This is a genomic window from Blastococcus sp. OS1-29, from assembly GCF_057628075.1.
Genome location: NZ_JBXXJK010000004.1, coordinates 417,531 through 431,551 on the forward strand (window position 1 = coordinate 417,531; position 14,021 = coordinate 431,551).

Consider the following 14,021-nt stretch of genomic DNA (forward strand, 5'->3'; position numbering starts at 1 on the left):
GCCCGCCCGGCGGCTGGTATCGTGCTCGGTTGGCGCGTGAGCCGGCTGGTGCCGCGCGTGCTGCTCCGTCTCCCGTGTTCGGTGAGGCGAACCCACCAGCCTTCCCGACGACGACGGAGGACACGAGCGCCGTGCGCACGTACTCACCCAAGCCCGGAGACATCACCCGGGCCTGGCATGTCATCGACGCCACCGATGTGGTGCTCGGTCGACTCGCCAGCCAGACCGCGCAGCTGCTGCGCGGCAAGCACAAGCCCCAGTACGCCCCGCACGTCGACGTCGGCGACTTCGTCGTCATCGTCAACGCGGGCAAGGTGGCGCTGACCGGCTCCAAGCGCGAGGACAAGCGCGCCTACCACCACTCCGGTCACCCCGGCGGCCTCAAGACGATCAATGTCGGTGACCAGCTGCGCACCCACCCCGACCGCGTCGTCGAGCGTGCGATCAAGGGCATGCTGCCGCACAACAGCCTCGGCCGGCAGATGCTCTCCAAGCTCAAGGTCTACGCAGGCCCGGAGCACCCCCACGCTGCGCAGCAGCCCCAGACCTTCGAGATCAAGCAGGTGGCCCAGTGACCAGCGCGCTGACCGTGACCGACGCCGACGGGCGTCCCATCCAGACCGTCGGCCGCCGCAAGGAGGCCATCGTCCGGGTGCGTCTGCTGCCCGGCACCGGCCAGTTCAAGCTCAACGGACGCACCCTCGAGGAGTACTTCCCCAACAAGGTGCACCAGCAGCTCATCCGTGAGCCGTTCGTGACCCTGGAGAAGGGCGAGCAGTACGACGTTGTCGGCATCCTCAAGGGTGGCGGCGTCACGGGTCAGGCCGGTGCCCTGCGCCTGGCCATCGCCCGCGCCCTCATCGAGGTCGAGAGCGAGGACCGTCCGGCCCTCAAGAAGGCCGGCTTCCTCACCCGTGACCCGCGGGTCAAGGAGCGCAAGAAGTACGGGCTCAAGAAGGCCCGCAAGGCTCCCCAGTACTCCAAGCGCTGACCCGCACCCCGTTGGGTCGCCTCTTCGGGACAGACGGTGTGCGCGGTCTGGCCAACGCCGACCTCACGCCGGAGCTGGCCCTCTCGGTGGCGCGTGCCGCTGCCGGTGTCCTCGCCGACCGCGACGGGACCTCGCGTCCCGTCGCGGTCGTCGGGCGCGACCCCCGCGCCAGCGGGGAGATGCTCGAGGCCGCGGTGGTGGCCGGGCTGACCAGCGCCGGCGCCGAGGTGCTGCGCGCGGGCGTCGTCCCGACTCCCGCGCTCGCGTTCCTCACGGCGGCTCATGACGCCGATCTCGGCGTCATGATCTCGGCGAGTCACAACCCGATGCCCGACAACGGCATCAAGCTGTTCAGCCGCGGCGGCCACAAGCTGCCCGACGCCCTCGAGGCCGCCATCGAGCGGATCGTCACGTCCCGGTCCTCCGGCGACGACCGGCCCACCGGAGCGGGCGTGGGCCGCGTCCGCGAGCTGTCCGAGGCCTCCACCGAGTACGTCGCGCACCTGCTCGGCACGGTCGAGCGGCCGCTGTCCGGGCTCACCCTCGTCGTGGACGGCGCGCACGGCGCCGCCGCCACCATCGCGCCGCAGGTGTACCGCGAGGCCGGGGCGACGGTGCACGCGATCGGCGACCGTCCCGACGGCTGGAACATCAACGACGGCATCGGCTCCACGCACCTCGGCCCGCTGATCGCGGCCGTGCGCGAGACCGGCGCCGACCTCGGCCTGGCCCACGACGGCGACGCCGACCGCTGTCTCGCCGTGACGGCCGACGGCGAACTCGTCGACGGCGACGCCATCCTGGCCGTGTGCGCCCTGGCGCTGCACGAGCGCGGCGCGCTGGCGCAGGACACCGTGGTCGCCACGGTCATGAGCAACCTCGGCTTCCACCACACGATGCGCGACGCCGGCATCGCGGTGCACACCACCGCCGTCGGCGACCGGTACGTGCTGGAGGCGCTGCGATCGCGGAATCTGAGCCTCGGCGGGGAGCAGAGCGGGCACCTGGTGTTCCTCGACCACGCCACGACCGGCGACGGCCCGCTGACGGGCCTCGCGCTCATGTCCCGCATGCGGGCCACCGGTGCGTCCCTCGCGGAGCTGGCCGCCGTCGTCCAGCGGCTCCCGCAGGTCCTCGTGAACGTGCCCGTCACCGACCGCATCGCCGTCGTGGAGAACGACGACGTCGCCGAAGCGGTCAACGCCGTCGAGGAGGAGCTCGGGGACACCGGGCGGGTGCTGCTCCGACCCTCCGGAACCGAGCAGCTGGTCCGCGTGATGGTCGAGGCGCCCACGCAGGACCAGGCGGACGCCGTCGCCGCCCGCCTCGCCGAGGTCGTGGCGAAGGTCGGCTGAGGGACCGCAGGTGGAGTCGGCGAGCCGCTTCGCGAGGCGCTCCGACGAGGGGGCCCGGAGGGTCCCCGAGAAGGGGCGGGACACGCTCGGGGCAGACAGGGAGCCGCTCCTGGCCGCGGTGTCGCCCGGAGGGCGACAGTGTCATAGCCAGTGTCATCGCCCGGTACCCTCGGTGAAATGTGCGGAATCGTGGGTTACGTCGGTCCCCAGGACGCCCGGGACGTCGTCCTGGAGGGACTGCGCCGGCTCGAGTACCGGGGCTACGACTCCGCCGGTATCGCCGTCGTCGCTGACGGGCAGCTGAGCTCGGCGAAGAAGGCCGGGAAGCTGGCCAACCTCGAGAAGGTCCTCGCCGACCACCCCCTCCCGACGGCCACGATCGGCATCGGGCACACCCGGTGGGCGACGCACGGTGGCCCGACCGACCGGAACGCCCACCCGCACCTGTCGGCCGACGGCACGGTCGCCGTCATCCACAACGGGATCATCGAGAACTTCGCCGTCCTCCGGGACGAGTGCGAGACGGCCGGCATCGAGTTCCGTTCCGAGACCGACACCGAGGTGGTGGCGCACCTGCTCGCGGCCGCCTATGCCGGGCTGCCGACCGGCCCCGGCCGGCTGGCCGAGGCGATGCGCGCGGTGTGCGGCCGTCTGGAGGGTGCTTTCACCCTGGTCGCCACGTCGGCGCACGAGCCCGACACCCTCGTGGCGGCCCGGCGCAGCAGTCCGCTGGTCGTGGGCATCGGGGAGACGGGCGACGGCACCTCGGAGTACTTCCTCGGCTCCGACGTCGCGGCGTTCATCGCGCACACGCGGGAGGCCCGCGAGCTCGGGCAGGACCAGGTCGTCGAGATCGACCGCACCCGCGGCCTGACCGTCACCGACTTCGCCGGCACCGCGGTCGAGCCCAAGGCCTACACGGTCGACTGGGACGCCGCCGCCGCCGAGAAGGGCGGCTACGACTGGTTCATGCTCAAGGAGATCGCCGAGCAGCCGCAGGCGGTGGCCGACACCCTGCTCGGCCGGCTCGGCGCTCAGGGGGAGCTCGTCCTCGACGAGGTGCGGCTCTCCGACCAGGAGCTGCGCGACATCGACAAGATCTTCGTCGTCGCCTGCGGCACGGCCTTCCACGCCGGACTGATCGCGAAGTACGCCATCGAGCACTGGACGCGCATCCCGGTCGAGGTGGAGCTGGCCAGCGAGTTCCGCTACCGCGACCCGGTGCTCGACCGATCCACGCTGGTCGTCGTCATCAGCCAGTCCGGCGAGACGATGGACACGCTGATGGCGCTACGGCACGCGAAGGACCAGCGCGCCCGCGTCCTGGCCATCTGCAACGCCAACGGCTCGACCATCCCGCGTGAGTCCGACGCCGTCCTCTACACGCACGCCGGGCCCGAGGTCGCCGTTGCGTCGACGAAGGGCTTCCTGACCCAGGTGGTGGCGTGCTACCTGGTCGGCCTCTTCCTGGCCCAGGTGCGCGGCGTGAAGTACGAGGACGAGGTCGCGGCCATCGTCGCCGACCTTCGCCGCCTCCCCGAGGCCGTCGCCGAGGTGCTCGCCGGCATGGAGCCCGTCCGCCTGCTCGCCCGCGACCTCGCCGAGGCCAACACGATCCTGTTCCTGGGCCGCCACGTCGGGTACCCGGTGGCGCTCGAGGGGGCCCTGAAGCTCAAGGAGCTCGCCTACATCCACGCCGAGGGATTCGCGGCCGGCGAACTCAAGCACGGCTCGATCGCGGTGATCGACCAGGGCACTCCGGTGATCATCGTCGTCCCGTCGCCGCGCAGCCGGGAGTCGGTGCACGGGAAGGTCGTCTCCAACATCCAGGAGGTCCGCGCCCGCGGCGCCCGCACGATCGTGATCGCCGAGGAGGGCGACGAGGAGGTCGTGCCGTACGCCGACCACCTCATCCGGGTCCCGCGGACCCCGACCCTGCTGGCCCCGGTCGTGACGACGGTGCCGCTGCAGGTGTTCGCCTGCGAGATCGCCGACACGCGGGGCCTGGACGTCGACCAGCCCCGCAACCTCGCGAAATCGGTGACCGTGGAGTAGTTCCGGCACACTGACCGGCGTGATCATCGGGGTCGGGATCGATGTCGTGCCGGTCGAGCGGTTCGCGGAGTCGCTCACGCGCACTCCTGGGCTGAGGGACCGGCTGTTCACGCCGGCCGAGCAGCTCACACCGTCGGGAAGTCCGCGCACCGGCGAGTCGCTGGCCGCCCGGTTCGCCGCCAAGGAGGCGCTGGCCAAGGCGCTCGGCGCACCGGGTGACCTGCACTGGCACGACGCCGAGGTCACCGTCGGCGAGCACGGCCGGCCGCACATCGAGGTGCGGGGGACGGTCGCCGGTCGCGCGGCGCAGCTCGGGGTCACGTCCTGGTACGTCTCGCTCAGCCACGACGGCGGCATCGCCTCGGCGCTGGTGATCGCGGAGGGCCTGATCATCGGGGCCGGTTCGTGACCGAGCGTGCGAGGTCACGCGAAGACGCAGCATCGCGGCCGATCACGTGGGGGACGAGCGCCGGCGAGGAGGTCACGTGATCGGTCTGTTCACCGCGGCGGAGGTGCGGGCCGCCGAGGAACCGGTCCTCGCCAGGACACCCGAGGGCGCGCTGATGCAGCGGGCGGCCACCGGTCTGGCCACGGTCTGCACCCGCCTCCTCGGCACGCTCTACGGCCGCCGCGTCGTCCTCCTGGTGGGCACCGGCAACAACGGCGGCGACGCCCTGGTCGCCGGCGCTCACCTCGCACGCCGCGGCGCCCGCGTCACCGCCGTCCTCCTCGACCCCGACCGCGCACACGCTCGCGGCCTCGCGGCCCTCCGGACGGCCGGCGGCCGGGTACTGAGCGGGAACGCCGCCGAGGCCGTCGGCCGGGCCGACCTCGTGCTCGACGGGATGCTCGGCATCGGCGGGCGCGGGGGACTGCGGCCCGACGCGGCCGAACTCGCCTCCCTGGCCGGGGCGTCGGCCGCGCTGACCGTCGCCGTCGACGTCCCGAGCGGGATCGACGCCGACACCGGAGCCGTCGACGGCGTCGCGTTCCCCGCGATGCACACGGTCACCTTCGGGGCGGTCAAGCCCGGGCTGGTCGTGGGGGAAGGCCGCGGGTATGCGGGAGAGGTCCACCTGGTCGACATCGGGCTCGACCTGCCGGCCGCCTCGGCATTCCGGCTCACCGACGCCGACGTGGCCGGCCGCCTCCCGGTGCCGTCGGCCGGCGACGACAAGTACTCGCAGGGCGTGGTGGGGGTGGTGGCGGGATCGACCACCTACCCGGGCGCCGCGGTCCTGTGCACCGGTGCCGCGCTGCGTACCCGGCCCGGTCTCGTGCGCTACGCCGGCACCGCGGCGGACGGCGTCCGGGCGGCCTGGCCGGAGGCGATCGTCACCGAGGGGCGGCCCGGAGACGCCGGCCGGGTGCAGGCGTGGGTCGTCGGTCCCGGCATGGGCACCGACGGCGACGCCCGCAGCGTGCTCGCCGAGGTGCTCGCCACCGAGCTGCCGGTGGTGGTCGACGCGGACGCCCTCACCCTGCTCGCCCGCGAGCAGGACCTGGTGCGCGGCCGGACCGCGCCCACCCTGCTCACGCCGCACGACCGGGAGTTCGAGAGGTTCGGGACCGAGGTCGGCAGCGACCGGATCGGCGCCGCCCGGCGGCTCGCGGCCGACCTCGGCTGCAGCGTGCTGCTGAAGGGCGATGCGACCGTGGTCGCCGGCCCGGACGGCACCGCGTTCGTGAACGCCACCGGCACGCCCTGGCTGGCGACCGCCGGCACCGGCGACGTCCTGTCCGGGATCGCCGGAGCCGTGCTGGCCACCGGCATGGACGCGCACGTCGCGGGCGCCGTCGCGGCACACCTTCACGGCCGCACCGGGCAGCTCGCCGCCGAGCGGGGGCCGCTGATCGCCGGCGACCTCGTCCGGCGGCTCCCCGAGGCGATCGGCCGGGTGCGCGGGCTCGGAGCCTCCCGCCTGGGACACTCGGGGACGTGACCTCCCCAGCCCGCGCCGAGATCGTCGTCGACCTCGACGCCATCGCCGCCAACACGGCGGTGCTGCGCGAGCGGGTCGGTCGGCCGCTGATGGCGGTCGTCAAGGCCGACGGGTACGGGCACGGGCTGGTGCCCTCGGCCCGGGCCGTCCTGGCCGGTGGGGCGGATTACCTGGGCGTGGCTGTCCTGGCCGAGGCCCTCGCCCTGCGGGCGGCCGGCATCACCGCCCCGCTGCTGGCCTGGCTGCACGGGCCCGGCACAGACTTCGCACCGGCCCTGACGGCCGATGTGCAGGTCTCGGTCAATGCCGAGTGGGGGCTGGCCGAGGTGGTCGCCGCCGCCCGGGCGACCGGGTCGCCGGCCCGGCTGCACCTGTTCGCCGACACTGGCCTCTGCCGTGAGGGCGCCACACCCGCCGACTGGCCCGGCCTGGTCGCGGCCGCGGCGCGGGCCCAGGCCGACGGCGACGTGAGCGTCGTCGGGCTGTGGAGTCACATGGCCTACGCCGATGCGCCCACGCACCCGACCATCGCCGCCCAGGTGCGGGTGTTCGAGGAGGCGGTCGCGATCGCGCGCGGCGCGGGGCTGACCGACGCCCGGCTGCACCTGGCGAACTCCGCGGCCACCATCGCGCTGCCCGACACCTGGTACGACTTCGTCCGCCCCGGCGTTGCCCTCTACGGGCTCGACCCGCTCGGCGGCGACCCGAAGGACTACGGCCTGCGCCCCGCCATGACCGTCCAGGCACCCATCGCCCTCACCAAGCGGGTGCCCCCGGGCTCCGGCGTCTCCTACGGACACGCCTACGTCACCGACCGCGAGACGACGCTCGCCCTCGTGCCGGTCGGGTACGCCGACGGGGTGCCGCGGGCCGCGGGAAACACCGCACCGGTCCTGGCCGCCGGGCAGCAGCGCACCATCGCCGGCCGCGTGTGCATGGACCAGTTCGTGCTCGACGTCGGCGACGCCGCCGTCCGGCCCGGGGACGCAGCCGTGCTCTGGGGTCCCGGGGACGGCGGCGAGCCGGTGGCCCAGCAGTGGGCCGACGCCGTCGGCACCATCCACTACGAGCTGGTGACCCGGGTCGGCGGTCGGTTCGCCCGGCGGTACGTCGGCTCGGCAGGGGCGGTCTGATGGCAGCGGCGCCGGCCGGACGGACCGGTCTGACCCGCGCGATCGCCCGACACCCCGCCGGCGTCATCGGGGGACTGGTCGGCCTCGCCGCCGCCGGTACCGCCGCCGGCGTGGCGGTCAGCCGCCGGGGGCGCGGACGCGCTCCCGAACTGTCCGAGGGGCTCGCCGGCCCGGAGGCCACCGAGGCGGAGTTCCGCGCCGACGACCCGCTCGGCCCGGCCGCGCGGGCGGCCGACCGCACCGCGCTGGTGCAGGCCGACGACGGCGTCCTGCTGGCCGTCGAGGAGATCGGCCCCGCCAGGGCCCCGCTGACTGTCGTCTTCGTGCACGGTTACACGCTGTCGATGGCCTGCTGGGCGTTCCAGCGCCGCACGCTGGCCGCCGAGCTCACGTCGGCGAAGAGTTCCGCGGCCCGGCTGGTGTTCTACGACCAGCGCGGCCACGGGGCGTCCGGTCGGGGCTCGTCGAAGAGCTCGACGATCGAGCAGCTCGCCCGGGATCTCGCCACGGTCCTGGAGACCCGCGTGCCGCGGGGCCCGGTGGTGCTGGTCGGCCACTCGATGGGCGGCATGACGATCATGGGCCTCGCCGCGCTGCACCCGGAGTTGTTCGGGCCGAAGGTCGTGGGGGTCGCCCTCATGTCGACCAGCAGCGGCAACCTCGCGAATCTCACCTTCGGGCTGCCCGAGCTGCTCACGCGGGTCCGTGCCGCGGTTCTCCCGGTGGCCGCGTGGACCATGCGCCGGCGGCCGCGGATCGCCGAGGGCACCCGGCGGCTCGCCGCGGGCATCGTCTCGGCGGCGACCCGGTCGCTGTCGTTCGGCTCCGGTGACGTCGACCCCGCGCTCGGGCACTACGTCGACGCGATGATCGCCGGCACCCCGGTCGACGTGATCGCGGAGTTCTACCCGGCGATCGCCGGCCTGGACCACACGGGATCGCTGAAGCCCGTGCGCGAGGTGCCGACGCTGATCCTCACGGGCGAGAAGGACACGCTGATCCCCAAGGAGCACAGCGAGCGGATCGCCGAGCTCCTGCCGGACGCCGAGCTGGTCGTGGTGCCCGAGGCCGGGCACATGGTCCTGCTGGAGAAGCCGGCCGAGGTGAACGCCGCCCTCACCGCCCTGCTGCGCCGCGCGACCGCCTCGGAGGAGCGCGCCGGGTAGACCCCGTTAGGGTTCCCGGCGTGGCAGCCCTTCGTCCGCCCCGGCCGGATGCCGCCGCCGACGAGGTCGCCCGTACCGCCGCCGCCGCGCCCGACTGGGGCACGCTGGCCGCCACCGCGCGCTCCTGCGTCGCGTGCCCCGAGCTGGCCGCGAGCCGGCAGCACGTGGTCGTCGGCGACGTACCGGTCACCGCGCGGCCGCTGGTCGCGTTCGTCGGCGAGGCGCCGGGCGCCACCGAGGACGAGATCGGCCGGCCGTTCGTGGGGAAGTCCGGGGCACTGCTCGACCAGTTGCTCGGGGAGGCGGGCCTCGACCGGGCGCAGTGCGCCGTCCTCAACGTGGTGAAGTGCCGGCCACCGGGCAACCGGACGCCGAAGGCAGTCGAGGTCGCCCGCTGCAGCGGCTGGTTGGACCGGCAGGTCGAGCTGCTCGACCCGCCGGCGATCGTGGCGCTGGGGCTCTCGGCGGCCAAGTGGTTCCTCGGGCCGCGAACGGTGCTGGCACGCGCCCGGGAGCTCGGTGCGCACCCCTGGAACGGACGGGACCTCTACGTGACCTACCACCCCTCGGCGGCCATCCGCTTCGGCCCGAACGGCGCACCCCGGGCAGCGCTCGCGGCCGACCTCCGGCAGGTCGCCGACGCCGTGCGGACGCACCGGTGAACCGCGAGCACGTCCTGCCGGCCCCCGCGGACACCCATGCCTTGGGCCGCGACCTCGCCGGTCTGCTCCGCGCCGGGGATCTGGTCGTCCTGGTCGGCCCGCTGGGTGCCGGCAAGACCGCGCTGACCCAGGGGATCGGAGCCGGGCTCGGTGTGCGGGAGCAGGTCACGTCGCCCACGTTCGTGATCGCCCGGGTGCACCGCGACGGCCGGGTGCCGCTGGTGCACGTCGACGCCTATCGGCTGGGCAGCGTGGCCGACGTCGACGACCTGGACCTCGACGCCTCGACCGACGACTCGGTGACCGTGGTCGAGTGGGGGCAGGGACTGGTGGAGCGGCTGGCCGACGAGCACCTGGAGGTGCGCCTGGACCGGCGGGACGACGACGTCCGCACCGCCGTCCTCGTGCCCCACGGGCCCGGCTGGGAGGAGAGGCTGGCATGACGCCCCGCGTGGAGATCGTGCAGTTGGACGCCGCCGCGCTGCGCGGGCTGGCCGACGGCGACCAGGCAGCAGCCGAGCGGACGTCGCCGGTGCCGCTCTCGCCCTACCTGGCCGGGCCGGAGTGCCGGCGGGTGTGGCAGATCCGCGCCGAGCAGGTCGTGGAGGACCCGGCGAGCGCCGCCTGGATCACGGGCATCGTGTGGGACCCCGAGCGCAGCCTCGCCGTGGGGCGGGCCGGCTTCCACGGGCCGCCCGACGCCGACGGCATGGTCGAGGTCGGCTACTCGATCGACCCGCAGCACCGGCGGCAGGGCTACGCGCGGGCGGCGCTGCGGGGCCTCCTCGCGCGGGCGGAAGCCCACGCCGGCGTCCGCACGTTCCGCGCCACGATCTCGCCCGGCAACGGCGCCTCGCGCGACCTGGTGCTCGCCCACGGTCTCGTCGAGGTCGGCGAGCAGGTGGACGACGAGGACGGCCTCGAGATCGTCTACGAACTGCCCGTCGACGGCTGCCCGACCCCGCCCGCCTAGGCTTCTCCGTCGTGCTCGTCCTCGCCCTCGACACCGCCACCCCGACGCTCGTCGCCGGGCTGGCTCGCTGGTCGTCGGCCGCCGAGGTCGAGGTGCTCGCCGAGCGGGCCGTGCCCTCGGGGACCAAGCACGCGGAGCTCCTCACGCCCGCGATCACCGGGGTCCTGGCCGACGCGGGCCTGACGATGGCCGACCTCGACGCCGTGGTCACGGGCCTGGGCCCGGGCCCCTTCACCGGCCTGCGCGTCGGCGTCGTGACCGCCGCTGCCCTCGCCGACGCCCGCGGACTGCCGGTGGTCGGCGTCTGCTCGCTGGACGCGATCGGTACCGGCGCCCGCACGGTCGTGACCGACGCGCGGCGCAGGGAGATCTACTGGGCCACCTATGCAGCCGACGGCAGCCGCGTCGCCGGGCCGTCCGTCGACAAGCCCGCCGAGGTGTCGCTGCCCGAGCCGGTGGTGGGTGACCCCGTGTTCGCCGCCGATCGGCTGGGCCGACCCGTCGTCGCGGCCGAGGTGACGACCGCGGGGCTGCTCCGCGCCGCGGGTCCACAGCTCGCCGACCCGTCGTCCGCCGGTCCGCTGACCCCGCTGTACCTGCGCCGTCCCGACGCCACCCCGCCGACGACTCTCAAGGCCGTGACCCAGGGATGAGCGAGCTTGCGAGCTCATCAACGAGCAGAGCACCGTCGGGCATGCGGCCGACGAGCGCCAGCGAGGCGGCCGCATGACCGTGCGGCTGCGACCGATGACGACCGACGACCTGCCCGCCGTCATGGTGCTCGAGGAGGAGCTCTTCGCGCCCGACACGTGGACGGAGGCGATGTACCGCGACGAGCTGTCCCGCCCGGACACCCGCTTCTACGTGGTGGCCGAGTTCCACCTGGAGGGTGCCGACGACGAGGAGGACGTGGCCGGCGAGCCGGTGATGGTCGGCTACGGCGGACTGATCGCCTACGACGACGAGGCGCACGTGGCCACCCTGGGCGTGACCAAGGCGCTGCAGGGTGAAGGGGTCGGGTCGCTGCTGCTCGACGCCCTGCTCGCCGAGGCGGACAAACGGAGCCCGGTCGTGCTGCTCGAGGTGCGCGCCGGCAACGAGGCCGCGCAGCGGCTCTACGAGCGCCGCGGCTTCACCGAGATCGGGCGGCGCCGCGGGTACTACCAGCCCAGCGGCGCCGACGCCGTCGTCATGCGCCGCAAGCGCGTCCGCGCCCTGGGAGGTCGCCGTGCCTGACCAGCCCCTGGTTCTCGGCTTCGAGACCTCCTGCGACGAGACCGGCGTCGGCCTGGTCCGCGGTCACACGCTGCTCGCCGACGCCCTGGCGACGTCGATGGCCGAGCACGAGCGGTTCGGCGGGGTCGTCCCGGAGATCGCCTCGCGCGCCCACCTGGAGGCGATGGTCCCGACGGTGCACCGCGCGCTCGCCGACGCCGGGGTGAGTGCGGACGACGTCGACGCGGTGGCGGTCACCTCCGGACCCGGACTGACCGGCGCGCTGCTGGTCGGCGTCGCGGCGGCCAAGGCGTACGCGTTGGCGCTCGGCAAGCCGCTCTACGGCGTCAACCACCTCGCCGCCCACGTGGCCGTCGACGAGCTGCAGCACGGCCCGCTGGCCGAGCCGTCGATCGCGCTGCTGGTGTCCGGCGGGCACAGCTCGCTGCTCCTGGTGCCCGACCTCTCCCGCGACGTCGAGTCGCTCGGCCGCACCATGGACGACGCCGCGGGTGAGGCGTTCGACAAGGTGGCCCGCGTGCTCGGCATGCCGTTCCCGGGTGGCCCGCCGATCGACCGGGCGGCGCGCGAGGGCGATGCCGCCGCGATCGCGTTCCCCCGCGGGCTGACCGGCCCGCGTGACGCCCCCTACGACTTCTCGTTCTCCGGGCTGAAGACCGCCGTCGCCCGCTGGGTGGAGGCACGGGAACGCTCGGGCGAGCCGGTGCCGGTCGCCGACGTGGCCGCGTCGTTCCAGGAGGCGGTGGCCGACGTGCTGACGGCGAAGGCCGTGCGCGCCTGCCGCGACCACGGGGTGGACCACCTGGTGCTCGGCGGGGGCGTCGCGGCCAACTCGCGGCTGCGCGCCCTGGCCGAGGAGCGCTGCGAGAAGGCGGGCATCGTGCTGCGGGTGCCGAGCCCGAAGCTGTGCACCGACAACGGCGCGATGGTGGCCGCGCTGGGCTCCCGGCTGGTGGCCGCCGGCGTCGCGCCGTCGGATCCCGATCTGGGTGCCGACAGCTCGCTGCCGATCGAGACAGTCAGCCGCTGAGCGACGAATCGGGCGGCCCCGTCCGGAGGCTCACCCCGAGCTTGCGAGGGGTGAGGGGGACGGGGTCCTTCTTCAGCCGCTGAGCGGCGCGCAGAGCAGCACGGTCGGCGCTCCGGTCACCCGGGTGACCACGACGACCGCGGAGTCACTCCCGGGACCCCTCAGCTGCCTCGCGAGGGCCTCCGGTTCGATCGGCGACCCCCGCTTCTTCACCACGACCCGGCCGATCCCGCGCGTCCGCAGCAGCGCCTTGAGCTTCTTGAGGTTGAACGGCAGGACCTCGGTCACGCGGTAGGAGCTGACCCACGGGGAGTCGGCCGGGCCGTCGGAGGTCAGGTAGGCGATGGTCGGGTCGATCAGCGTCGCGCCGAGGTCGGCCGCCACGAGGGACAACAGGCCCGACCGGATCAGGGCCGGGTCGGGCTCGTGCAGCCAGCCGCGGACGGCGGCCACCGGTGCGGGCCCGGGGTCCTCCTCGGCGGTGACCTCGTGCACCTGACCGCCGCCGACAAGCGTCGCCCGACGCCACGTGGTCGACCGGGCACTGCCCCAGAGGAGCGCCTCGACGATCGAGCCCCCGACCGACACCCACTCGGCCTCGACACCGCCGGGTACGCGGTCGTGGTCGAGCCCGGGGGCCACCTTGACCACGCTCGCCGGCAGGGCCTCGAGGAGCGCGGTCACGGTCGACCAGGGCGGTGACCAGCGGTCGGGGTCGAGCTGCCGCCGTCCGTCGGCCCGGCGCGCCGGATCCAGGGTCGCGGCCGCGCAGCCGAGCAGGTTCCCGGTCGCCACCAGGTCGACGACGTCCGCGTCGACGACCCGGACGCGGTCGGCCAGGCCGAGGGCCCGGGCATTGGCGGCGGTCAGCTCGCGGGCGACGGGGTCGCGGTCGACGGCCACCACCGAGGCGCCCGCCCGCGCCAGCGCGACCGTGTCGGTGCCGGCGGCGCAGCCGAGGTCGGCCACGGAAGTCGTCCGCCCGCCGAGGAGGCGGGTGGCCCGTCGGGCGGCGAGCTCGGGACGGCCGGCCTGCTCGAGGGTCTCGGCGGTGAGGAGGAGGACGTCGGCGTCCGCGCCGAAGACCGGCCGGGCGCGGGCGCGCAGCCGGGCGAGCTCCCACGCCGGCCCCGCGTGCTCGGGCCCGACTGCGGCGCGCAGGCGGCCCAGCCCGGGCAGGAGGTCGACGCCGTCGGCCTGGAGTCGGCCGGCCAGCCGAGTCGCCTCCGTACCCTCGGAGCTCCCCAGCCAGCGCAGCTGGGCGAGGTCGGCGGTGGCGGGCACGCGCCCAGCCTGCTGCACTCCCGCGTAGGTCGTGTGGGGGACCCGGTTGAGCGGCTGGCACTCTCATGGGTAGAGTGCCAATTGACACGGGCTGGCGCCCGACCCCCGCGACGGCGGGTGCCCGGATCCCGTGCCACAGCATCAGCACTACCGCACCACAAAGTCATAGCACCCTGCCGTCCTACACCGAAGG

The 14,021-nt window shown here is 74.5% G+C and carries 15 protein-coding genes; 14 read left to right on the forward strand and 1 reads right to left on the reverse strand.

The features are described from left to right. Window positions 1-131: 131 nt before the first annotated feature. The 14 genes from rplM (at window position 132) to tsaD (ending at window position 12,544) form a co-directional block, all read left to right on the forward strand. Window positions 132-575 carry a 50S ribosomal protein L13 gene (gene rplM / locus AC2H4J_RS13150; protein WP_487465316.1) on the forward strand — a complete coding sequence of 148 codons (444 nt, stop codon included), beginning with the start codon at window positions 132-134 and terminating at the stop codon, window positions 573-575. Beyond that, window positions 572-991: a 30S ribosomal protein S9 gene (gene rpsI, locus AC2H4J_RS13155; protein ID WP_487465317.1), complete on the forward strand. Its 420-nt coding sequence runs from the start codon at window positions 572-574 to the stop codon at window positions 989-991. The genes rplM and rpsI overlap by 4 nt, the downstream gene beginning before the upstream one ends. An 11-nt stretch (window positions 992-1,002) precedes the next feature. Further along, on the forward strand, window positions 1,003-2,346 hold the full coding sequence (gene glmM, locus AC2H4J_RS13160; RefSeq protein ID WP_487465318.1) for a phosphoglucosamine mutase: 1,344 nt from the start codon (window positions 1,003-1,005) through the stop codon (window positions 2,344-2,346). Between the two features lie 177 nt (window positions 2,347-2,523). Beyond that, window positions 2,524-4,401, forward strand: coding sequence for a glutamine--fructose-6-phosphate transaminase (isomerizing) (gene glmS, locus AC2H4J_RS13165; RefSeq protein ID WP_487465319.1), 1,878 nt, complete (start codon window positions 2,524-2,526; stop codon window positions 4,399-4,401). A gap of 19 nt (window positions 4,402-4,420) precedes the next feature. Continuing rightward, window positions 4,421-4,810: a holo-ACP synthase gene (locus AC2H4J_RS13170; RefSeq protein ID WP_487465320.1), complete on the forward strand. Its 390-nt coding sequence runs from the start codon at window positions 4,421-4,423 to the stop codon at window positions 4,808-4,810. A 76-nt stretch (window positions 4,811-4,886) separates the two neighbouring features. Then, complete coding sequence (locus AC2H4J_RS13175) at window positions 4,887-6,344, forward strand: NAD(P)H-hydrate dehydratase (protein WP_487465321.1); 1,458 nt, start codon at window positions 4,887-4,889, stop codon at window positions 6,342-6,344. Further along, window positions 6,341-7,477 carry an alanine racemase gene (gene alr, locus AC2H4J_RS13180; RefSeq protein WP_487465322.1) on the forward strand — a complete coding sequence of 379 codons (1,137 nt, stop codon included), beginning with the start codon at window positions 6,341-6,343 and terminating at the stop codon, window positions 7,475-7,477. Before AC2H4J_RS13175 ends, alr begins: the two co-directional genes overlap by 4 nt. Further along, window positions 7,477-8,643: an alpha/beta fold hydrolase gene (locus AC2H4J_RS13185; RefSeq protein WP_487465323.1), complete on the forward strand. Its 1,167-nt coding sequence runs from the start codon at window positions 7,477-7,479 to the stop codon at window positions 8,641-8,643. Before alr ends, AC2H4J_RS13185 begins: the two co-directional genes overlap by 1 nt. 20 nt (window positions 8,644-8,663) lie before the next feature. Beyond that, window positions 8,664-9,305 carry a uracil-DNA glycosylase gene (locus AC2H4J_RS13190; RefSeq protein WP_487465324.1) on the forward strand — a complete coding sequence of 214 codons (642 nt, stop codon included), beginning with the start codon at window positions 8,664-8,666 and terminating at the stop codon, window positions 9,303-9,305. After that, window positions 9,302-9,748 (forward strand): tRNA (adenosine(37)-N6)-threonylcarbamoyltransferase complex ATPase subunit type 1 TsaE, encoded by a 447-nt coding sequence (gene tsaE / locus AC2H4J_RS13195; RefSeq protein WP_487465325.1) that lies wholly within the window; start codon window positions 9,302-9,304, stop codon window positions 9,746-9,748. The genes AC2H4J_RS13190 and tsaE overlap by 4 nt, the downstream gene beginning before the upstream one ends. Next, a complete protein-coding gene (locus tag AC2H4J_RS13200) occupies window positions 9,745-10,278 on the forward strand; it encodes a GNAT family N-acetyltransferase (protein WP_487465326.1) in 534 nt (177 codons plus the stop codon). The genes tsaE and AC2H4J_RS13200 overlap by 4 nt, the downstream gene beginning before the upstream one ends. An 11-nt stretch (window positions 10,279-10,289) precedes the next feature. Next, window positions 10,290-10,931, forward strand: a complete 642-nt coding sequence (gene tsaB / locus AC2H4J_RS13205) for a tRNA (adenosine(37)-N6)-threonylcarbamoyltransferase complex dimerization subunit type 1 TsaB (protein WP_487465327.1) — start codon at window positions 10,290-10,292, stop codon at window positions 10,929-10,931. 73 nt (window positions 10,932-11,004) lie between these two features. After that, window positions 11,005-11,514, forward strand: coding sequence for a ribosomal protein S18-alanine N-acetyltransferase (rimI, locus tag AC2H4J_RS13210; protein WP_487465328.1), 510 nt, complete (start codon window positions 11,005-11,007; stop codon window positions 11,512-11,514). Continuing rightward, window positions 11,507-12,544, forward strand: coding sequence for a tRNA (adenosine(37)-N6)-threonylcarbamoyltransferase complex transferase subunit TsaD (gene tsaD, locus AC2H4J_RS13215; protein WP_487465329.1), 1,038 nt, complete (start codon window positions 11,507-11,509; stop codon window positions 12,542-12,544). Before rimI ends, tsaD begins: the two co-directional genes overlap by 8 nt. A 72-nt stretch (window positions 12,545-12,616) precedes the next feature. On the opposite strand, the gene AC2H4J_RS13220 is transcribed toward tsaD, so the two are convergent. After that, window positions 12,617-13,828, reverse strand: a complete 1,212-nt coding sequence (locus tag AC2H4J_RS13220) for a class I SAM-dependent methyltransferase (RefSeq protein WP_487465330.1) — start codon at window positions 13,826-13,828, stop codon at window positions 12,617-12,619. Window positions 13,829-14,021 lie beyond the last annotated feature (193 nt).